Source organism: Micromonospora sagamiensis (genome assembly GCF_014680085.1).
GTDB classification, from domain to species: Bacteria; Actinomycetota; Actinomycetes; order Mycobacteriales; family Micromonosporaceae; genus Micromonospora; species Micromonospora inyonensis.
In genome coordinates this window covers 6,199,485-6,221,075 of record NZ_AP023438.1, presented here as the reverse complement: position 1 = coordinate 6,221,075, position 21,591 = coordinate 6,199,485, and the positions used below count along the sequence as shown (strand labels likewise).

General features: G+C 75.7%; 9 protein-coding genes. 6 read left to right on the top strand and 3 right to left on the bottom strand.

The window, feature by feature from the left end; translation table 11 throughout:
* Positions 1-53 precede the first annotated feature (53 nt).
* Genes IGA62_RS26560 through IGA62_RS26550 form a run of 3 tightly spaced genes read right to left on the bottom strand, consistent with a single transcriptional unit; the run spans position 54 to position 16,521 of the window.
* Positions 54-1,586: a condensation domain-containing protein gene (locus IGA62_RS26560; protein WP_145818312.1), complete on the bottom strand. Its 1,533-nt coding sequence runs from the start codon at positions 1,584-1,586 to the stop codon at positions 54-56.
* Positions 1,583-15,187, bottom strand: coding sequence for a non-ribosomal peptide synthetase/type I polyketide synthase (locus IGA62_RS26555; RefSeq protein WP_190289220.1), 13,605 nt, complete (start codon positions 15,185-15,187; stop codon positions 1,583-1,585). Before IGA62_RS26555 ends, IGA62_RS26560 begins: the two co-directional genes overlap by 4 nt.
* Positions 15,184-16,521 (bottom strand): MFS transporter, encoded by a 1,338-nt coding sequence (locus IGA62_RS26550; RefSeq protein WP_186499852.1) that lies wholly within the window; start codon positions 16,519-16,521, stop codon positions 15,184-15,186. Before IGA62_RS26550 ends, IGA62_RS26555 begins: the two co-directional genes overlap by 4 nt.
* A gap of 393 nt (positions 16,522-16,914) precedes the next feature.
* Here IGA62_RS26550 and IGA62_RS26545 point away from each other — a divergent pair, with 393 nt between their 5' ends.
* The 6 genes from IGA62_RS26545 (at position 16,915) to IGA62_RS26520 (ending at position 21,586) form a co-directional block, all read left to right on the top strand.
* Positions 16,915-17,259 (top strand): hypothetical protein, encoded by a 345-nt coding sequence (locus IGA62_RS26545; RefSeq protein ID WP_145818321.1) that lies wholly within the window; start codon positions 16,915-16,917, stop codon positions 17,257-17,259.
* Positions 17,260-17,425: 166 nt separating this feature from the next.
* Positions 17,426-18,238 (top strand): helix-turn-helix domain-containing protein, encoded by an 813-nt coding sequence (locus IGA62_RS26540; protein ID WP_145818323.1) that lies wholly within the window; start codon positions 17,426-17,428, stop codon positions 18,236-18,238.
* 191 nt (positions 18,239-18,429) lie between these two features.
* Complete coding sequence (locus tag IGA62_RS26535) at positions 18,430-18,732, top strand: DUF6403 family protein (RefSeq protein ID WP_145818325.1); 303 nt, start codon at positions 18,430-18,432, stop codon at positions 18,730-18,732.
* Complete coding sequence (locus tag IGA62_RS26530; RefSeq protein ID WP_186499854.1) at positions 18,725-20,089, top strand: hypothetical protein; 1,365 nt, start codon at positions 18,725-18,727, stop codon at positions 20,087-20,089. Before IGA62_RS26535 ends, IGA62_RS26530 begins: the two co-directional genes overlap by 8 nt.
* Positions 20,086-21,240: a hypothetical protein gene (locus IGA62_RS26525; RefSeq protein ID WP_186499855.1), complete on the top strand. Its 1,155-nt coding sequence runs from the start codon at positions 20,086-20,088 to the stop codon at positions 21,238-21,240. The genes IGA62_RS26530 and IGA62_RS26525 overlap by 4 nt, the downstream gene beginning before the upstream one ends.
* Positions 21,209-21,586 (top strand): hypothetical protein, encoded by a 378-nt coding sequence (locus tag IGA62_RS26520; RefSeq protein ID WP_145818327.1) that lies wholly within the window; start codon positions 21,209-21,211, stop codon positions 21,584-21,586. Before IGA62_RS26525 ends, IGA62_RS26520 begins: the two co-directional genes overlap by 32 nt.
* The last annotated feature ends 5 nt before the right edge of the window (positions 21,587-21,591 follow it).

The window sequence follows — 21,591 nt, the reverse complement described above, 5'->3', positions numbered from 1 at the left end:
CCCGGGTCGACCGCACCGGTGGTCGGCCCGGGACACCGTCGGCCGCCCGCGGGTCACGCCACCCCGGCGTCACCCGCGCGGGGCAGCGGGGCGTCCGGCGCGGCCAGCAACCGGCGCAGCAGCCGCTGGTAGCGGTCGAGCCAACCGGCGACGGTGCCGGCGTCGAACAGGTTCGCCGCGTACTCGATGAGCAGCGCCATCCCACCGTCGGGCAGCGGACGGAGCTGCCAGGTCAGGTCCCCCCGCGAGCCGGCCAGCACGACGTCGCGGGCCGGGGCCGGCTCCAGGCCGGTCAGGTGCAGCACCGGGTCGGCCATGTCGAGCAGGTCGAAGTAGACCCGGCACGGGAAGTTGGTGAACGCCTCGCCGAGCGCCGCGATCTGCACCACCGAGGGCACCGCCTGGCGGGCCAGGGCCTGCCAGGTCACCCCGGCCGTCCGCCGGACCAGCTCGTCGAAGGACGTCACGCCGACGACCGGGACGAGCAACAGGGCCGCCTGGGCGAAGACCCCCACCACCCGGTCGTACCGGGGATCGGTGCGGTTGGCCACCGAGGCGGCCAGGTTGACGGTCGGCGCGCCGGTCAGGTCGTGCAGCAACCAGACGAAGGCCGCCGCGAACACCGCGTACGGGGTAGCGCCACGCCGTACGCCGTATGCCGTCACCGCCGCGACGAGGTCGGGTGGGAAGGTGTGGTGGAGCACCCCACCGGGGTCGGTGGCGACCGGGACGCGCGGCCGGTCGGTGGGCAACCGCATCGGGACGGTACCGGCGGGAAGCCCGTCGACCCACTCCCGGAGCATCCGACGGGTCTCCGGCCGGGCCAGGTACTCCGCCTCCCACCGGCAGAAGTCGACGAACTCGGCGGGCAGCGGCGGCAGGTCGGCGGGGCGACCGGTCACCGCCGCCCGGTAGAACTCCGCCAGGTCGTCCAACATCGGCTGGGCCGACCAGCCGTCGACGAAGCCGTGGTGGATGGCCAGGGCGAACTCGTGCCAGCCGACGGGTGGCCCGGCCGAACCGTCGGTCGGCTGGAACAGCACCGCCCGGAACGCCGGTTCGCGCTCCAGGGCGAACGGGAGCGAGGCCCACTCGTCGACGGCACGGTCGAGTTCGTCCACGGGTACCGTCCGCACCGGCAGCGGCACCGGCCGGGGCGCGAGCACCTGCTGCCACACCCCGTCGTCGCGGTCCGCGAACCGGGTCCGCAGGGCCGCGTGCCGGACGGTCAGGTCGGCCAGCGCCCGGCGCAGCGCCGTGACGTCGAGCGGACCGCGCAGCGTCAGCCGGAAGGCGACGGTGAGCACCTGCGGGAAGGAGGTCTCCCGGGTGATCTGGTACTGCCGTGCCTGGCCGATGCTGGTCGGCGCGGTCACCAGCACCGACCAGTCGTCCCCGCCCCCGTCGGCGCGGAGTCGGTCCAGCAGCGCCGGCTTGAGCCGACGCATGGTCGCGATCAGGTCCGCGTCGAGCGCGTCGGCGGGCGCGTCGTAGTCGAGCTGCCCGCCGCGTACGGCGAGCCGCACGTCCCGGCGGCGCAGCTCGCGCAGCAGGTCGTCCAGATCGGTCGACTCGGGTGCGGTCACAACGTCCCCCTGATCCGGGCCGGCTGCGCGGCGGCCCCGGTCGGCTCCGACCCCGCCTCGCGCAACCGCCGTGCCATCGCCCGTACCGTGGGCGCGCGCAGGAAGTCCAGCACCCCGATGGTCCCCCCGGTTTCCGCGCGGACCCGGTTGAGCAGCCGCATCGCGGTCAGCGACGTGCCTCCCAGCGCGAAGAAGGTGGTCTCCACCCCGAGCGCGGGCAGGCCCAGCTCGGCGCACCAGAGGTCGTGCAGCCGGCGTTCCAGGTCGTCTGCGGGCGGGGTGCCGGTGTCGGCCCACTCCGCCGACGTCCGGTCCGGCTCCGGCAGCGCCGCCCGGTCGATCTTGCCGCTCTCCGTGGCCGGCAGCGCGGACAGGATCGTCCACGCGGTCGGCACGAGGTAGTCCGGCAGGCGGGCGGCGAGCTGGCGGGCCAGTTCCGCCGGGTCCACCCCGGGATGGTCGGGAACCACGTACCCGGCCAGGTAGTGCCCGCCCGCAGGATCGGCCCAGCCCCGCACCGCCGCGTCCCGTACCCCGTCGAGACGGCGCAGGTGGTGCTCGGGCTCGCCGGGCTCCACCCGGAAGCCACGGATCTGCACCTGGGCGTCGGCGCGGTGCAGGAACTCCAACTGCCCGTCGGGTCGCCACCGGAGCACGTCGCCGGTGCGGAAGACCGGACCGTACTCGGGGTGGTGGAGGAAGCGGGCGGCCGTCTCCTCCGGCAGGTCCAGGTAGCCCCGGCCCAGTTGCCGACCGCCGAGGTACGCCTCCCCGGGTACGCCGACCGGGGTCGGCCGGCCCTCGTCGTCGAGCACCCGGATCCAGGTGCCGGGCACGGGTCGGCCGATCGACGGCGGCTCGTCGCCGACGGTGGAGCCGTCGAGGTGGACCCAGGTGGAGACGACGGTCGCCTCGGTCGGCCCGTACACGTTGGTGAGCGTGAACGGCAGGTCCGGCGCGGCCCCCCGGCGCAGCCGGTCACCACCGACGACGAGGTGGCGCAGCGCCGGCCGGGGTCCGGCGGACCAGTCCAGGTCGAGCAGCAGTTCCCCGACCGGGGTCGGGAAGAACGCCACGGTGATGCCGCTGTCGACCAGCCAGTCCCGCAGGCGGACCGGGTCGAGGCGGGCCTCGTCGGGGACCACGTGCAGCGTGGCGCCCGCCCGCAGCGCCGGCCACACCTCCAGGCACGAGGCGTCGAAGCCGGGGCTGCAGAACCAGCTCAGCCGGTCGTCGGCGGTGATGCCGAGGTCGCGGGTGTACCAGGTGACGGTGTTGCTGATCGCCCGGTGCGGGATCACGCAGCCCTTGGGGCGTCCGGTGGAGCCGGAGGTGAACAGCACGTACGCCGGGTCCTCCAGCCCGACCACCGGATCGGTACCGCCGCCGTGGTCGGCACCGCCGGCCTCGTCGGCGGTGATCCGGTCCACGTGCAGGGTTCCCGCCGCGCCGGGCAGCGCGGGCAGGTCGGACCGGGACACCACCACGCGTGGCGCACCGTGGTCGACCACGTCGGCCAGCCGGGCGGTGGGCTGCTCGGGGGCCAGCGGTACGTAGGCCGCACCGGCGCGCAGCGCACCGAGCATCGCGGCGACCGCGTCGGCGCTGCGGGGCAGGTGGATGCCGACGAGGTCGCCGGGGCCGACGCCCGCCGCGCGCAGCGCCGCGGTCACCGCCTCCGCCCGGCGGCACAGCTGCGACCCGGTCAACCGCCCGTCCGGACCGACCACGGTGGCCCGGTCGGGACGCAGCAGGGCGGGCAGCGGCGCGTCGGCGCCGGGGGGCGGCGGGCCACCGTCCTGCCAGGCCGGATCCGGCAGGGTCACCACGGCCGGGTCGACCGGCCCTCGGCGCGCCCGCCCGTTCGACCCGGCGGGATCGGCGTCCCCGTGGTGCATCCGCCCGTTCGCCCCGGCAGGATCGGCGTCCCCGCCGGTGGGGCGGACCAGCGCGGCGAACGGTTCGTCCGGGCGGTGCGTGCCGGCCTGCAGCACCGCCACCAGCCGGTCGAGGACGCGTTGCGCGGTGCCGGGGTCGAACAGGTCGGTGGCGTAGTTGAGCTGGCAGCGCAGCGTGTCCCCGAGGTCGGTGACGAAGAGGGTGAGATCGAACGGCGCCCGGCGGACGGCCGCGTCGAGCAGAGTGGACCGGACGTCGGGCAGGTCGAACGCGAAGGCCGGCTGGTTGTCGTACTCGATGACGACGTCGAACAGCGGGTGTCGGCCGGCCTCGGGTTCCACGCCCAGGGCCCGCGCGATGCGGCCGGCCGGCACGTCACGGTGGTCGTGCGCGTCGAGCAGCGCGGTCCGGGCCGCCCGGACGACGTCGCCGAAGCTCGCCTCGGGGGCCACCGACAGACGCAGCGGCAGCGTGGTGACGAACAGTCCGACGGCCTCCTGCGCGGCGGCGGGGCGGTGCGCGACCGGGGTGCCGAGCAGCACGTCAGGCTGGCGGCCGTCGTCGGCGAGGACCGCCGCGAACCCGGCCAGCAGCACCATGAACGGGGTGGCCCGGTGCCGTCGACCGGCGTCCCGCACCGCCCGGGTGAGCTGGGCGTCGAGTTCGACCCCGGCGACCGCGCCGGTACCGCTGGGGACCGCCGGACGCCGACGGTCGGTCGGCAACCCGAGCCCGGACGGGCGTGACCCGAGACGGTCCCGCCAGTACGCCAGCTGGGCGTCGACCACCTCCGGCGCGGGTTCCTCCGTGGGGATCGGCCACGGCGGGGGTGCCGGCAGCTCGGCGGGCCGGCCGGCCAGCGCCGCACGGTACCCGGCGGCCACCTCCCGGGCCAGCACCTGGGCCGAGAGGGTGTCGATGACCAGGTGGTGCATGCGGAACACGAGCAGGTGCAGCCGCTCGTCCACCCGGACCAGCCGGGGCGCGAACAGCGGGCCACCGGCCAGGTCGAACCGGTGCCGGGTCTCCTCCTCGGCGATCTGCTCGGCGAGGCTGGCCACGTCCCGGCCGGTCGCCTCGTGCACCGGCAGGTCGACCGGGCCGGGCGGGCGCGGCACCAGGCGCGGCTCGCCGTCGACCTCCCGGACGGTGGACCGCAGTGCCGGGTGTCGTCGTACGACGAGGGTCAGGGCGTCGCGCAGGGCGGGCACGTCGAGCGGGCCGTCCAGGCGGACCACCAGGGACTCCGTGTAGGTGGGGCGACCGGGCAGGACCCGCTCGGCGAACCAGATCTCGCGCTGCGCCTCGGTCAGCGGGCCGGTCTCCTCCGCCGGCCGGTCGACCGTGCGCTCCGCCGCCGGCCCGTCGGGTGCCCCCGACCCGGGGGTCGGCTCCGGTCCCGCCGGACCGTTCAGGAGCGTGTGCAGCCGCTCGACGCCGGGAAGGCCGGCCAGCATCCGGCCCGGGGAGAGACCGAAGTCGACGAAGCAGCCGATCTCGTCCACGCCCAGCGCGGTGAGGCGTTCCACCAGCGACCGGGCCTCCGCCGGGCTGCCGATCAGCGCCCGGTCGGCGGTGTACCGGGCGTAGGCGCGGCGGAGCAGGTAGTCGACGTCCTCCGGGGTGGTCGAGTCCAGGTCGATGGTGACGCCGAGGCTGTTGGTCACCTGACCGAAGAGGGCCAGTGACGACCGGAGGTAGTCGCAGAACGGGCCGAACGCCTCCTCGCGGGCCCGGTCGCCGTCCTCGCCGAGGTAGGTGTGCAGCAGCAGGACGATCCGCCCGGCGTCCGGGTCCAGGCCGTGCTCGGCCCGGGTCGCCCGGTAGAGGGCGATGTTGGCGGCCAGTTGCGCCACGTCCTGGGACATCAGGTTGGTGATGATCCCGAGGTCGGCCGCCGCCGCCCGACGGTAGCTGTCCGGGTTGCCCACCACGGCGGTGAACAGGGGCGGCATCGGCTGGACGGGGGGCGGGAAGAGCCGCACCTCGACCGGTTCGCCGTTGCCGGCGGTACGGGTGACCGCCTGGCCCTGCCACAGTTGGCGGATCTGGTCGAGGGACTCGTACATCGCCTCCCGGTGCCGTCCGTACGTCTGCGGGGCGAGCACGAAGTCGCGGGCGTGCCAGCCGCTGGCGCAGCCGATGCCCACCCGGCCGCGCGAGAGGTTGTCCACCACCGACCACTCCTCGGCGACCCGGATCGGGTCGTGCAGCGGCAGGACGGCGCATCCGGCGTGGATGCGGACCCGGTTGGTCCGGGCGGCGACGGCGGCGGCCAGCACCGACGGGTTGGGGAAGATACCGCCGAACGAGTCGAAGTGCCGCTCGGGCAGCCACACCGCGTACAGGCCGTGGGTGTCGGCGAAGGTCGCCGCGTCGAGTACGGCGTCGTAGCGGTCCTGGACGTTCTCCTGCGGGTAGTCGCCGAAGAAGTACAGGCTGACGTCGACCCGCGCCGCCGCCCGTTCGCGCGCCGGAGACGGCACGGCCACCGGGGACGGCACGACGGCCGGTCCCCGCCCGTTGGCGACCGGCACGGCAGGCGCGGACGGCACGGCAGGCGCGGACGGCACGGCGGGAGCGGACGGCGGGCCGGGCAGGAATCCCCCGGCACGCAGGGCGAGCAGGCTGTCCCGGACGGCGTCGACGATCCGGTCGACGTCGGCGTCGGTGTGCGCGTCGGAGAGGAAGAAGTTGCGCCACTCCCAGACGTGCACTCCGGCCAGCACCAGGTGGTGGAAGAGCAGGTCCAGGTTGACCTCGGAGGCGAACCGGAACAGCGACCCGAAGCGGTGCACCCGCAGCGGGAAGCCCTCCTCGGCGCAGAACGCGTTCACGGCGCTGGCCAGCCGCTCGGTGCGGCGGTTCAGCCCGTCCTGGAGCGCCGGCCCCCGGTCGCGCAGTTCGGTGAGCACCGCCCGGGCCGCCACCATCGAGAGCGGATGCTGGATGTACGTGCCACCGAAGAAGGTGGTGTCCTGCGGCGGGTAGCTGTCGTCGCCGTAGCGCCAGAAGCCGCCGTCGACCCAGTCCATGATGTCCGCGCGCCCGGCCACCGCGCCGACCGGATACCCGCCGCCGATCACCTTGCCGTAGGTGGCGAGGTCGGCGCGGACGCCGAAGACGCCCTGCGCGCCCTGCGGGTGCGGACGGAAGCCGGTGAGCATCTCGTCGAAGAGCAGGACCATGCCGTGCCGGTCGCAGGCGGCGCGCAGCGCGTGGAGGAACTCCGCCGGCTGGCGGTCGGGGTGCCGGCTCTGCACCGGTTCGACCACCACGGCGGCGATCCGGTCGGCGGACCGCTCGATCGCCGCCAGGCTCTGCGGGTCGTCGTACGGCAGGACCATGACGTCGGTCACCGCCGAGTCCGGGATGCCGGCCGAGACCGGCACGGTGCGCCAGGTGTCGCCGTCGCGCACCCCACGGCCCAGCACCGGGTCGATGTGGCCGTGGTACGACCCGGTGAACATGACGATCAGCGGCCGACCGGTGTACGCGCGGGCCAGCCGGAAGGCCGCCGAGTTGGCCTCGGTGCCGGTGGTGGCGAAGGCGGCCCGGTCCATGCCGGTCAGGTCGCAGAGCAGTTCGGCCGCCTCACCGGTCTCCTCCCCCCGGGGACCGAGCCGCAGCCCGCCGTCGAGGTGCTCGGCGATCGCCCGGGTGAGGAAGTCCGGCTCGTGACCGAAGAGCAGGGCCCCGAAGCCCATGGTGATGTCGACGTAGCTGTTGCCGTCGACGTCCTCCAGGTGGGCGCCCCGGGCTCGTCGCGCGGCCAGCGGGTAGAGCAGTTCCTTGGTGGCGCGGCGGAAACCGACGACGGCCCGGCTGTCGGCCAGCCGCCGCCGGTGCCGCTGGGCCAGCGCCTTGGAGGTCGGGGTCCGCGCGGTGTAGCGACGGACCAGGTCGGCGAAGTGCTCCTGCTGGCGGGGGTCGAGGCGGCCACCGCCCAGCCCGGCGCCGACCCGGGTGGGCCGGGGGCCGACCTGGGCCGGCACCGTCGCCGGGTCGGTCCGGGCCGAGGAAGCCGGCGCGGCGCTGCCCCCGGACACGACCGGCCAGGACACGGCCGACGCGGGCACGGCCGGCCCGGGCACGGCCGACGCGGACACAGCCGACGCGGACACAGCCGGCGCGGCGGGCACCGACGGGTCGGGCGCGGCGGCCGGCGGCGCGGGGGCGGGCCGCGGGACGGCGGCCAGTGCGGAGAGTTGGCGGGCCATCAGGTCGGTGAACTGCCCCATCAACGCGAGTTGACCCCGGAGCAGCTCACCGGCGACGGGGTCCCCGGTCACCGGGGCACCGGTCGACGGGGGTACCAGGACGGCCGCCGACCCCGCACCGGTGGCCGGGGCTTCGGCGTACCCGTCCGGCACCTCGCCGAGCACGGGCGGCACCACGCCAGACAGCGCCGGCACCGGCGCGGCGGGCACGGGCGGCACGACGGTGGGCGCGAAAGGCACGGCGGGCACTGGCGGCACGACGGGGCGGTCGGGGACGACGGTCCCCGCTCCGGACGGAACGGCCGTCCCCGGGGCGGCACCACCGGCCACCGCGACGGTCGGCGCAGCGACCTCGGCGGGCATTCCGTCGGCAGCGGGCCGCGCGTCGGCGACCGGCGCGCCCAGTGCGGCGAGCCGCTCCGGTGCCGCCCGCTCGACGATCGCCGCCGTCAGGCGGCTCGGGCTGTCGAGTTCCTCGAACAGTTCCCGCATCGGGACCCGGATACCGAAGGTCGTCTCCAGCTCCCGCAGCAGGTTGATCATCAACAGCGAGTCGGCACCGAGGTCGAAGAAGGGCGTCTCCTCCGGTACCCGGTCGACGTCGGTGCCGAGCTGGTCGGCGGTCAGCTCCCGCACCCGGCGCAGGACGAGCGGGGTGGCGGATGCCGGGGTGGCGGCCGGGGACATGACGGGACCTCCTGGGACCGGGGGGTCGGACGGGGCGGACGGCACCGGACGGGGGACGGCGGCCCAGTGCCGGGTCCGCTGGAACGGGTACGTGGGCAGGGGCACCCGGCGGCCGGTCGGCGTCAGCGCCGCCCAGTCGACCTCGACGCCCCGGCAGAACAACTCGGCCAGCGCGGCCAGCACCTCGGCGGCCCGGTCGGCGCGGCCCCGCTGCACGGGGATCCACCGGGTCTGCGGCCACTGCCGGCCGAGCATGGCCAGCAGCGCCTCCGGACCCAGCTCCACGAACGTGGTGCAGCCGTCGGCGACCAGTCCCGCGACACCCGCGCCGAAGTCCGACCGCTCGCGGGTGTGGCGCCGGACGTGCGTGGCGTCCGGCAGCGTTCCGGGGGCCAGGCGTGCGCCGCCGAGCCCGGTGACGAGGGGGATCCGCAACGGTCGCCAGTCGAGGGTGGCGGCGTGCGCGGCGAGATCGTCGAGGACCGGTTCCAGCAACGCGGAGTGGAACGCCCGGTCGGTCGGCAGCGGTCGGTGCCGGAGGCCGGCGTCGTCGAGCTGCCGCCCGAAGTGGCGCACCGCCGAGGGCGGCCCGGCCACCACGTGCCGGCGCGGCCCGTTGGACACGGTCAGCTCGACCTCGGGTGCCCGGCGCAGCAACGGTTCCAGTTCGGCCTCGTCGGCCAGGACGGCGAGCGCCGCGCCCGGTGGCGTACCGCGCTGGATCAGCTCGCCGCGCACGGCCGCGAGGTGCAGGCCGTCCTCGACGGAGAGCGCACCGGCCAGGCAGAGTGCGGCGTACTCCCCCGCGCTCTGTCCGATCACGACGTCGGGGCGGACGCCGACCGACTCCAGCAGTCGGGCCTGCGCCACCTGGAGGGCGAACAGGGCCGGCTGCACGGTGGCGGTACTCCACTCGTGCGCCGCGCCACGCAGCGCCGCCAGCAGGTCAATGCCCCAGTCCTGCCGGTACCGGGCGGCGCAGGTCTCCAGCACCTCACGGGCCGGCTCGTAGGCCAGCAGCCCGACCGCCGCCGCACGCAGGTTGACCCCCTGTCCGGTGCAGGCGAGGACGACCGGCCCGGGTCCACCGTCGGGGACCACGCCCGCGACCGAGGCTGCCGGGCCGCCCGCCTCGTCCGGCCGGCTCCGCAGCACCGCCGCCGCCTCGGCCGGGCCGGCCGCCCAGGCCACCAGCCGGTGACGTCGTCGCTGCCGACCCGCGCCGAGCGTGACCAGCACGTCCTCGGGGCGCGGCGGGTCGGTGGCGAGCCGGTCGGCCATCCGCTCGGCCAGCGCGGCCAGCGCGGCGGGTGTCTGCGCGGACAGTGGCACGACGGTGGGCGCGGCGGGATCGGGGACGGTCGACGGCGCGGGGGCGGTCGGGGGCTCCTCCACGACCACGTGGGCGTTGGTGCCGCCGACACCGAGGGACGAGACCCCGGCCCGGCGCGGGCCGGGCACCGGCCACGGCTGGACGGACGTGGGCAGCTGGAACGGCCCGTCGGCCAGGCGGAGTTCGGGGTTGGGGCGGCGCAGGTTGGCCACCGGTGGGATCCGACCGTGCCGGACCGCCAGCGCCGCCTTGATCAACCCGGCCATGCCGGCGGCGGTGTCCAGGTGGCCGATGTTCGCCTTCACCGCGCCGAGCGGCAGCGGGGCGGGACGGTCGGCGAAGACCGTCCGCAGGGCCGCCACCTCGATCGGGTCGCCGATCCGGGTGCCGGTGCCGTGGGTCTCCAGGTAGCCGATCGACGCGGCGGGCACGCCCGCCACGGCCAGGGCGTCCCGGATCACCCCGGCGTGACCGTCGGCCGTGGGCGCGGTGTAGCCGCTCTTGGCGGCCCCGTCGTTGTTGACCGCCGAGCCGAGGATCACCGCGTGCACGGTGTCGCCGTCGGCGATCGCGTCGTCGAGGCGCTTCAGCAGGACGGCCGCGACCCCGTTGCCCCCGACCGTGCCGTCGGCGTCGGCGTCGAAGGCCCGGCAGACGCCGGTGCGGGAGAGGATCGACCCCTCCGCGTGCCGGTAGCCGGCCACCCGGGGCACGTGCAGCGCGGCCGCGCCGGCCAGCGCCAGGTCGGACTCCCCGGCCAGCAGCGACCGTACGGCCAGGTGCACCGCGACCAGCGAGGTGGAGCAGGCCGTCTGCACGCTCAGCGCCGGTCCGGTCAGCCCCAGCCGGTACGCCACCCGGGTGGCCAGGAAGTCGGGCTGGTTGCCGATGGTCACCTGCAACGCGGTGAGGTGGTCGACCGGGTCCGTGCCGGCGAGCTGTTCCAGCAGGTAGGAGCGGAGCGAGTAGAGGTGCATGCCCGAGCCGGCGAAGACCCCGACCCGTCGTCGCGTGCCGGCGTACCCGGCGTCCTCCAGCGCCTCCTGGCAGACCTCGAGGAAGATCCGCTGCTGCGGGTCGGTCAGCGTCGCCTCGCGCGGGGCGATGCCGAACGCCTCGGCGTCGAAGCTCTCGATGTCGTCGAGCGCGCCGCTGACCGGGACGAACTCCCTGTCGTCGACGAGGGCGGCGGGCCAGCCGGCGGCGAGCAGTTCGGCGCGGTCGAACCGGCGCACGTCGACCTGCCCGGCGAGCAGGTTGCGCCAGTACCGGTCGGCAGTGTCGGCGCCGGGCAGACGCAACGCCATGCCGACGATCGCGATCCGCCCGTCCCCCGGGGCCCGTGCGCCGGTGGCGTCGCCGGTCGGGGCCGCCGATCCGGCCAGCAGGTCCACCAGGTACGCCACCAGCGCGGCCGGTGTGCCGTGGGTGAACAGGGCGGTCTGCGGGAAGCGCGTGTCCAGTGCCTGTTGCAGCAGGGTGTGCAGCCGCAGCAGGCGTACCGAGTCGAGGCCGGCGTCGTGGAACGCCGTACGGTCCTCGATCCCGGCGGGCAACGCCTGGCGCAGCACCTCCCGGACGGTGCGGGCCACGGTCAGCGGGTCCCGGGCCGGTGCGCCGGAGGCCGGAGCCGACCGGGGCCCGGGTCCGGACGACGCCGCCGGTGCCGGCGCGGAGGGTCGGGCCGGGACGGGCGACGGTGCGGTGGGGGTGGCCGCCGCGGACCGGGCCTCCGGCAGCGGCCGGCGCTCCGGGTCACCGGCCGGTGCCGCCGGTGGGTCCTGCGGGTCGTCCGGCGCCACCAGCGCCGGAGTCCCGAACACGTCCAGCGGGGCCGGTGCGGGGGTGCCCGACCCGTCCACCGGATCCGGCGCGGTGACCGCCTCCAACGGCCGGACGGGTCGCACCAGGTGCCGGACGCGCGGCGCGTCCGGGTCGACGCCGGCGAGGAGGTGCCCCGGCGGCAGGCGCAGCGCCACCCGGGTCAGCGCGAGTCCCTCGGTGGCGGAGAGGGTCCGCAGGTGGCGGCGGGTGGCCTGCTCGACGCCGCCCCGGGTGGCGCTCATCCCGACACCGCGCCACATTCCCCAGCTCACGCACTGCACGGGCCGCTCGGTGCCCAGGTGCGCGCAGAGCGCCTCCAGGAAGGCGTTGCCGGCCGCGTAGCCGCCCGTGCCGACCACCGGCACCAGCGCCAGCAGGGACGAGAACGCCACCAGACGGGCCCCCGGCCGGTGCCGCAGCAGGCGGGCCACCTGTATCGAGCCGTCCACCTTGGCCGCCGCGCCGGCGCGCCACCGGCGGGGATCGATCTCGGTCAGCGGGGCCTGGTGGTAGTCACCGGCGAGGTGCAGCACCCCGTCCAGCGGCGCCTGCCACTCCCGCTCGGCGACGTCGACCGCGGCCCGCAGGGCGGCGCCGTCGGCGACGTCGGCGACGGCGTAGCGCACCCGTCCGGTGCCGCCCGCCAGGTCCGCCACGGCGGCGGAGACCTGCGCCGCCGGCTTCCGGCCGACCACGAGCAGGTGCAGGTCGAGGTCGGCGGCGAGCCGGCCCAGCACGGCCCGGGACACTCCGCCGAGGCCGCCGGTGACGAGCCAGCGGGTGCCCGGTGGGACCACCGGCCCGTCGCCGGTGGTGACGTCGGGAGCGTCGACCCGGTGCAGGGTGCGGACAAGCGGGCCGTCCCGCCAGGCCACGACGTTCTCCCGGTGCCGCCAACCGGTCGCCGCCGCGAGGACGGCGGCGTCGGCGGTCACATCCGGGCCGGGCAGGTCGAGGTGCCAGGTGCGGACGTCGGGGTGCTCGACGCCGAAGGTCTCGCCGAGGCTGGCCGTGAGCGCGGCCGGATAGCAGCCCGGTTCGTCGCCCCGGATGCGGTACAGACCCCGGCTGACGGTCAGCAGGGTGCCCGTCCAGCCGACCTCGGCCAGCGTCCGGAGCAGGTGCAGAAGGTGGGTGCCGCAGGTCTCGACGGCGGCGTCGACGGCCGACGCGTCGTCCGGGTCGGGGGCCGGCAGGTAGCTGGGGGCGAAGACGACCAGCGCGGGCGTCCGGTCCGGTGCGACGAGCGCGTCACGCAGACTGGTCGGGCCGCCGTCCGCCTCCGGCGTGCCCGCCGGCGCGCCGTCCCCGGCGGCGGTCAGGCCGTCGACGAGCACGACGTCGGGCAGCGCGTCGCGCAGCGCCGTGGCGAGTCCGAGCCGGTCGGTCACCACGAGCACCGGTCCGGGTGGCGGGTCGGCGCTCATCGTCCGGGGTGCCCAGGCCGGGCGGTGCAGGCAGTCGGGGATGGTGTCCGGGCCCGCCTCCAGCAGGTCGGCCCGGCGTTCGGCGGCGGCGTACCCGCCGTCGAGCAGGCGGGCGCGCATGCTGCTGCGCTGGATCTTGCCGCTGGTGGTCTTCTCGAACCGGTCGCGCTCGACCGGGACCAGGCGGGCGGTGGCGATCTGGAGCCGGTCGGCCAGGCGGCGGCGGACCCGGGTCAGCAGGGCGGTGTCCGGTTCGCCCTCGGCGACGAGGAGCACCACGATCTGCTCGGTGCCGTCGGCGTCCGGCGCGCCGACCGCGGCGACGAAGCTCGCCGCGACACCGTCGACGTCGCCCACCACGTCCTCGATGTCGTGGCAGAAGTAGTGGACGCCGTTGACGATGATGACCTCTTTGCCGCGCCCGGTGATGGTCAGCCGGCCGTCGGCGAGGAAGGCGAGGTCGCCGGTGTCGAACCAGTCGCCGTCGGGGAAGGCGGCCCGGTTGGCCTCGTCGTTGCCGAGGTAGCCCGGGGTGACCCGTGCCGACCGGACCTGGAGCCGGCCGATGTGCCGGTCCGGCAGGGCGGTGGTGCCGTCCGGGGCGGTGATCCGGAACTGCGCGCCGGGCGCTGCGGGGCCCATGCTCAGGAAGCCGGTGACGCCGGGGCCCGGCTCGTCGTGCAGGGTCACCCGGATGCCGTCGGCGGCGAGTTCCACGTGCTGCACCGCCGAGGCGACGGCCGGCTGGTAGCTGATCGCCGTGCAGGTCTCGGCCATTCCCCAGGCCAGCAGCAGGGCGTCCGGCTCGATGCCGAAGCCGCGCACGTCGGCCAGGAACTGCCGGGCCACCGGTACGGTGCACTGCTCACCGGCGTTGACCAGGCTCCGGACGTGTCGCAGGTCCCAGGTCCGGTCCGGCCGCGTCCGCAGCGCCTCGGAGACGAGCTTGTACCCGAAGTTCGGTGACCAGCTGTGCTGGATCCGGTGGCGCTCCAGCAGGTCGAGCCAGAGCAGCGGGTCGGCGAGCACCAGGGCGGTGGCGACGTGGGTGGTGCCGCAACCAAGCACGACCGGGCCGATGTGCATCATGACGATCCCGGCCACGTGGTCCAGCGGCAGCCAGTTGAGCACCTCGTCCCCGGCACGCATCCGGCCGACCTGCCGGGCGCCCCGGGCGTAGTCGACGATGCCCCGGTGGGTCATCGGGATCACCTTCGACCGGCTGGTGCTGCCGGAGGAGAGCTGGAGCATCGCCACGTCCCGCGGGTCCGGCCGATGCAGGTCGGCGGCGGGCGGGTGGTCGCGGCAGTCGGCGACGTCGAGCACCCGCATCCCGTCCAGGCCGTGCCGGTCGGCGTACCGCGTCAGCGCGGCCACGGTGCCGTCCCCGGAGAGCACCGGGGGCCGGTCCAGGCCGCGCCAGGCGTGCTCCAGCTTGTCCAACGTGGCGTTGCGGTCGGTGTAGCCGGGGGCCTGGGCGACCGCCACGGCGTGCAGGCCGCCGATCAGGCAGGCCCAGAGCGCGACGCAGTGGTCGAGCAGGGAGGGCATGTGCAGGATCACCGGGTCACCGGCGGCCAGGCCGGCGGCGCGCAGGCCGGTCAGCGTCCGTCGGGCGGCGGCGAGCAGGTCGGGGTACGGCAGCAGCCGGGTGCCGTCCTCCTCGACGACCCGCAGGCCCCGGGTGGGCCACTGTTCCGCGACCCGGACCAGGGCCTCGGGCAGCGTCTCCGGGTCGTCGGGGTGGGCGATGGTCGCCGGGCCCTCGGCGACGGCCGGCGGTCCGTCCGGTGGCGGCGGGGTGTCCGGTGCGGTGGCGTGGGGCGCGGTGGCCGTCGTCGCCCACCGGGCGGGGAGGTCGATCAGGTCCGCCAGGTGTCGCCGCTCCGCCGTCGCTGCCGCCGGCCGGACCGGGGCCCCGACGGTGCCGGCGACCGGCAGCGCCGCCAGCGCGGCCCCGTCCGGGGTGCCGTCGGCGGTGCGGGGGATGCCGGAGACCACGGCCACGGTCACCGGCGGTGCGGCCCGCTCGCGCCGGGCCACGGCCACCGCCTCGGCGGCCCGCCGGGCCCGGAGCGGGGGCACCGTGGCGGCGGGCACCACGTAGGCGATCCGCCGGACCCGTCCGTCGTGGGCGGTCCGGTCGAGCACGGCGGCATCGACGATCTCGGCGCGGCCGGTCAGGGCCCGGATCAGGTCGTCCACGGTCATCGTCCACTCTCCTCGACCGGGTTCGTCACGGCGACCGTCGGGCCGGTGGCCACGGGCACGGTGCCGCCGTTCGTGGCGGCGGGACGGGCGCGGTGGCGCAGCGCGCCGGCCAGGGCGACCGCGACGGCCAGGACGACCACGGTGCCGTGCATGGCCGCCGCCACCGGCAGCGGTCGCCACAGTTCGAGCAGGCCGGCGGCGAGCAGCATGCCCACGCCCAGTCCCCCGTTCTCGGCCATCGCGGTCGCGCCGAAGAAGTACCCGCGCTGCGGGTCGGGTTCGGCCTGGAGCCGGGTGGTGTAGCTGATCTCGGTGAAGCCGTCGGCGGCGCCGGCGACCAGCGCCACCGCGAACACCCAGTAGCCGGGCAGGTCGACGAAGGCCGCGACGAAGGCGGTCGACATCACGCAGGTGCCGACGATGAAGGCCAGTTCGCTGCGGCGCGGGTCGTCCAGTCCCGGTCCCCGCCGGTTCAGCCGCTTGACCAGCTGGTGGGCGGTGAGCAGGCCGACGGCCCAGACGGCGAAGAAGTTGCCCACGAAGGCAGCCGGGTCCTCCGGTCGCACCTGGGTCGCGTAGATCGGCAGGCCGACGTTGTGGGACGCGGACCCGAGCGCGTCGGCGGCGCGGACCACCACGATGACCAGGACGGCCGGCGCGGCCAGCAGCGCGGCGAGCGCCAGCCGGCGTCGCCGCCGGCCGTCCGGGCGGTCGGTGGCGTCGGTGACCGGCCCGGCCGGGCGGGTCCGGTGGTTCGGGAACGGCAACGGCAGCGCGGCCAGCAGCAGGCCGGAGAAGAGGAACGTCCCCGCGTCCACCAGGAACGCCGCCCGGTAGCCCAGCCAGCCGACCAGCAGACCGCCGGCGGCGAAGCCGAGCGTCATCGCGACGGCCCGGCCGGTGACCAGCAGTCCGTTGGCGGTGACCCGGTCGGGACCGGGGACCAGGTCGGGGACGCTGCTGCGCAGCAGCACCGAGGAGGTGGTGCCGAGCAGCCCGCCGGCCACCGCGACGACCGGGAGCAGGCCCAGGCGGACCGACGCGGGGCTGACCGCCAGCGCGACGAGCGCGGCGGCCTGGGTCAGGTCGCAGGCGACCATCACCGGGCGGCGCGGCAGCCGGGCCGCGACGGTGCCCCCGGTCAGGCCGGCGAGGAAGCCGGCGGCCAGTCGCAGGGCCATGAAGGCACCGGTCTGCAGGGCGCTGCCGGTGGCCTGGTAGACGAAGAGGTTGAGCGCCACCATGTTGAGGTAGCTGCCGAACGCCGAGACCGAGGTGCCGACGACGAGCAGCCGGAACAGCACCAGGTGTCGGGGGGTACGGGTCTCCGGCATCAGGCGTGCCGCCCGGCGGGTGCCGGCCGGCGCGCGGCTGCGGTGCGGCGGAGAGATTCCACGTGTTCCACCCCGTATCGACATCAGGGACGGCCACTGACGGCCGTCGATCATGCGGATCCGCAACAGTCTGCCGAAAAGGACCAGTCGTGGCCAGCGGAAGCCGGGGGATAACTTTGCGTGACCGTCACGGCGGGCGGAACGGCTGTCGTGGGGCGTACCGGCCGGGTCGCGGCGCTGTCTCCTGTGCGGGCACGCAACAGGAAACACCTACCCGGGGCATCCGCGCTGCTCAATGCTGGTAACCACCAGATCGGACGCCCGATCCACCGGGCGCCGGCGACGCGGGTGGACGTCCGCGTCGGAATCCCCCACCACGGCAAGGAGAAGCCCGTGTCCGAGAACCGCACCACCCGTCACCTCGTCCGGATCGCTCTGGCCACCGGAGCCGCCGGCGCCCTCCTGCTGACCGGCACCCCGGCGTCCGCCGCCGGCCCCTACATCAGCTCCAACTCCGGCGGCGCGAACATCCGCAGCTGCGCCAACACCGGCTGCACCTCCAACGGCTACTACGGCAACGGCACCGGGGTCACCATGGTCTGCTTCACCGACGCCCAGTGGGTCTACCCGCCCAGCTCGAACTACGCCTCCAACCGCTGGTTCAAGGTGAACAGCCCGACCACGGGTTACATCCACTCCTCGCTGGTCGCGAACCAGGTCTCCACCCCCCGCTGCTAGCGACGGCCCGGGTGCCCGGCGTCCGCTGTGGACGATCGGGCATCCGTCCGGGTCGTGCGCCCGATGCCGCGTACCGGCGTCGTTGGTACGGTCGGGCCATGCGTCGCCCCGCAGCCGCCCGGTGGGCCGCCGTCGTCCGTCTCCGCCCGGGCCCGGACCGGCGGCCGTGGCGGTGACCGACCCACCGCACGACGGCACGGACCGCCCCGAGAGCCTCGGGGAGTGCCTGCGCCGCCACCGGCAGGCCGCGAAGCTGTCCCTGGCCGACCTGGCGAAGCGGGTCAACTACAGCCGGGGGTACCTCAGCAAGGTGGAGACCGGCCGGGCACCGGGCAACCTCGCGTTGGCCCTGCGCTGCGACCAGGCCCTGGCGACCGGCGGTGTGCTGGCCGCACTCGCGCGTCACGCGTCCCCGGCGGCACCACCCGGCGGGGCGGACCGGGCCGCGTCCGGCCGGACGCGGCCCGGCCACGCGGAGGGCGGGACGGCACGGGACCGGCCCCTCCGTCCCGGGGTCGAGGCCGTCCTGCCGACGTCGGTGCCGCTGCCACCGGGACTGGCCAGCGGGGTCGCCTTCATGCTCGCCCTGGACGCCACGCACGGTGCCCTCCGCCGGGTGGCCAGCGCCGACCTCCCGCCCGAGCACCGGTACGACGCGGCCAACCGGGCGCTCCACGACGCCGCGCTGTACGTCGCCCGCGAGCAGTTGCTCGTCTCCGCGACCGTGCCGGTGGTGACGGCTGGTGAGGCCGCGTTCCTGCGGCTCGTCGCCATCCGGGACGCGATCAGGACGGGCGCCGTCCTCGCCGGCCCGGAGTACCACGCCGCCTACCACCCCTTCGCCGAGTCGCTCTGGACGTTCCGGATGGCGCTGCGGCAGGAGTTCGGGCAGGAGCCGGTGACCCCCGCCCTCCTCGACCGGATCGACTGGTCCGATCGGGAACGCTGCGCCGACTGCGGTGCCGTCGTGTCCCACTGACCGACACCGCCCGCACGCGTGGCCCCCGCTGCCTCCGGAAGCGACGTTCGCCCTGCTCAGGAGGGGCACCACAGCCCCGCAGGGTGACCGGACCGGCGCGCTGCGTCCACCACGGATCCGTTTGCCTCGATCAGCCACACTCGTCCGGTGTCCCCCTTTCGCCTGCGAGCTGACCCGGGAGTGGGCTGGTCATGTGGCTGATCTGGCTGACCGGCGGCGTGCTGCTGGTCGCGGCGGGTGTCGCGGCCACGCTGGTACCCCGCTGGCGCACGCGGGAACGGGACCGGCGGGTCGCCTGGTCGGCGGCCCGGGCGGCGATCGACAGTGCGGCGGTCAGCCGGGACGCGGCTTCGCACCGGGTGGCCGAGGCGGAGCAGCTGATGAGCCGCGCCGAGCTGATCGCCGCCGGGCGCGGTGGCCCGGACGCGGCCCGGCTCGCGGCCGGGTACGCCGAACAGGCCGACCGGTTGTGGCGGGCGGGTCACGATGACTGAGCGGACGCTGCGCCGCCGCCTCGAACCGGTTCGCTGGGTGGCTCTCGGGCTGGCCGTGCTGGTGCTGGTGGTCTTCCTGGTCGCCCAGCGGCAGAGCATCGACGTCAGCTACGGCCGATCCCCCGCCTCGGCCGCCGTACCGGAGGGGTCGGCCGGCGAGTTGACCGACACGACGGTGCCGTCGGTGGCCGAGATGGACGCCATGGTCGCCGCCGCGCCGGTGGTGCGGCTCCCCGGGTCGGTGGCGTCCTGGGACGAGCAGCGGGTCCGCGAGGCGATCGGCGACCGGGACGTCCGCATCCTCGTCGCGCCGCCCGGCCTCGACGAGGCCGAACGGGACCGGATCCGGGATGTGGAGGACGTCACGGTCCGGGTGATCGGTCTCCAGGTCAGCGGGGGCCTGTACCAGGCCACCGCCGACACGCTGCCCAGCTGGCGGGCCCAGTTCGCCACCGGGGACGTGACCGGCCTGCTGGTGACGCTGATCGCCGCGCTCGGGGACGCACCGACGCCGCCGGACCACGACGGGTTGCGGTGGCGTGAGCCGGGTGCGGCCGAACTCGCCACGGTCACCGCCGACCTGCGGGCCAGTGGACGACACGTGGCGGACGGCGCGACGCTGACCGCCGTACCGGCCAGGACGGCGGCCAGCGCCTTCCCCGACGGCGACGCGCTGTACGTCGCGCTGCCCCGGCAACCGCGGGGCGAACCCGTCCCCCGGTACGGGCCCGCGCTGGCCCGGGTCTTCCCGGGCCGGCCGATCGTGGTGCTCTACGGCGCGTGGATCGAGTACCACGGGCCGCACGGCGAGGAGTTCGCCGAGGTGACCGGGGCGAGCTTCTACGGGCAGTTCGGCGACCGGCTCAGCCGTTACGAGTATCCGCAGGACAACGTGCTCAACGCCTACCTGGCCCGGGTGACCGACGTGCGGTACGCGGGGTTGTTCGAACGGCCCCTGCCGTACCGGCCGGTGGATCCCCTGCGGGTGGCGCTGCCGGCGCTGCCCTGGCTCTTCGCCGGCTGTGTCGTGGGGTTCCTCGCCCTGTCCACGCGGTCGCTGTGGCGCGGCGTCGGCCGCAGCGGCGCGGTACGGGGACCGGGTACGACCGCGCGGCTGGCCGGACTGACCGCGTTGGCCGTAGAGATGTCCCTGTTGACCGACCGGCGCAGTGACCCCGGGCTGACCCGGGGCGTGGCGAAGCTCCAGGCGGCCCGGGCCGCGCTGGACGAGGGACTGCCCGACCCGCACGTCCGGGCCCTGCTCACCGACGCCGAGGCCGAACTGGACGACACCGCCCGCACCATGGGCGTCGCCGGTTACCGGCCGACGTTCTACCTGCGGGAGAGGCTGTCGTGACCGGGCCGGAGCAGGCACGCGACCCGAAGCGACGCGACGCCGAGCGGACGGACCCGGTGCGGCAGGACCCGCAGGGGGCACGGGAGCCGCTGACCGCCCGGGTGGCGCGGTTCCTCGGCGCCCCGTTCGGCCTGGGCGTACTGGCCTGCCTGGTGCTGGCCGGCTGGGCGCTGTGGACGGGCGGGATCACCGACGGTCCGGTCGCCCGCGACGTGCGCTCCTCCTCCGTCCACGTCGCCCCCGGCGTCGACCTGGACGAGGCGGCGGCGGAACGGATCATCGGCAACCGCCGGCTGGTCGTGCTGCTGCTGGAGCCGGGGGCGGACCTGCGGGAGGGCTGTCAGGACGTCAAGCGGGCCGCGGACGGCACGGTGGTGCTGGTGCTCAGCCGCGAGGACGACGAGTACGACACCTACGGTTGCGCGCTGCTGCCCGGACGCGACGACGGGAACTTCGGCCGGGCCTTCGTGGCGGAGATGACCATCAGCAACGGCATCGACGGCTTCGTCGACCGGCCGTTGGAGGCGCTGAAGGTGGTCACGGTCAACTACGACCGGCTGGTGAAGGCGGGCACCGTGCCGGACGGCACCCGGACCATCAGTCCGTCGCTGCCCCGCTATCTGGTCGCGGCGGCGGCCGTGCTGGCCGTCCTCGTCGGCTCGGCGCTGGTCTACGCGACGGGCCTGCGGGCCGGCCGGCTCGCCGCCGACCGCCGCCGTCTGCGCGACGCCCACGCCGACCGCAGCAGCGCGTTGAGCGCGGCCACCGCCGTCCTGGCGCAGCAGGTCATCGACCTCGACCAGCGGTACGCCCGGATGAAGCCGACGGCCATCGCCGGCGACGCCGACCACAAGGCGTTCGTCCGCGACTACCCGGCGCTGGTCAGCGACTACACCGACCTGCTCGACACGGTGACGCCGGGGCGCGACCGGGACGACACCGACCTGACCGGGGTGATCCAGCGGGTGGAGTCACTGAGCCGCCGGGCCGACCAGTTGGCCCGGACGGCCCAGACGGCCCGGATGGCCCGGCCCCGGTCCGGGACGGGTGCGGCCGACCGCTCGGAGCCGGCCGGAAACCGTTCGGCGGCCCGGTCCGGCGCCGGACACAATGAGCGCCATGCGGAGATCGACGAGTCGCCTCCTCGGTGAACTGGACGTCCTGCCGTACCCGGAGCGGATGGCGACCCTGGCCCGCCGGGCGCGGGGGCTCGCCGCCACCGGCGACCTGCCCGACGTCCTGACCGATCTGCGCGCGGGGCCGGGTCACCACCGGTTCCTGGCGCTCACCGCCGCCAAGGTCGTCGGGCGACCGGGAGACGGTACGGGCGATGACCACCGATCCGCAGCGGACGATGCGCGCGGTCGCGGTGAAGGCTCGCGGCGCAGCGGTGGGCCCGGCACGCGGATCCGACGACCGACGGGAATCCGGTCCGGGCGGCGGCCCGGGACCTGGCCCGGCATCCGGCGTACCTGGCCGGGGCGGCCGGGGTACTGACCGCG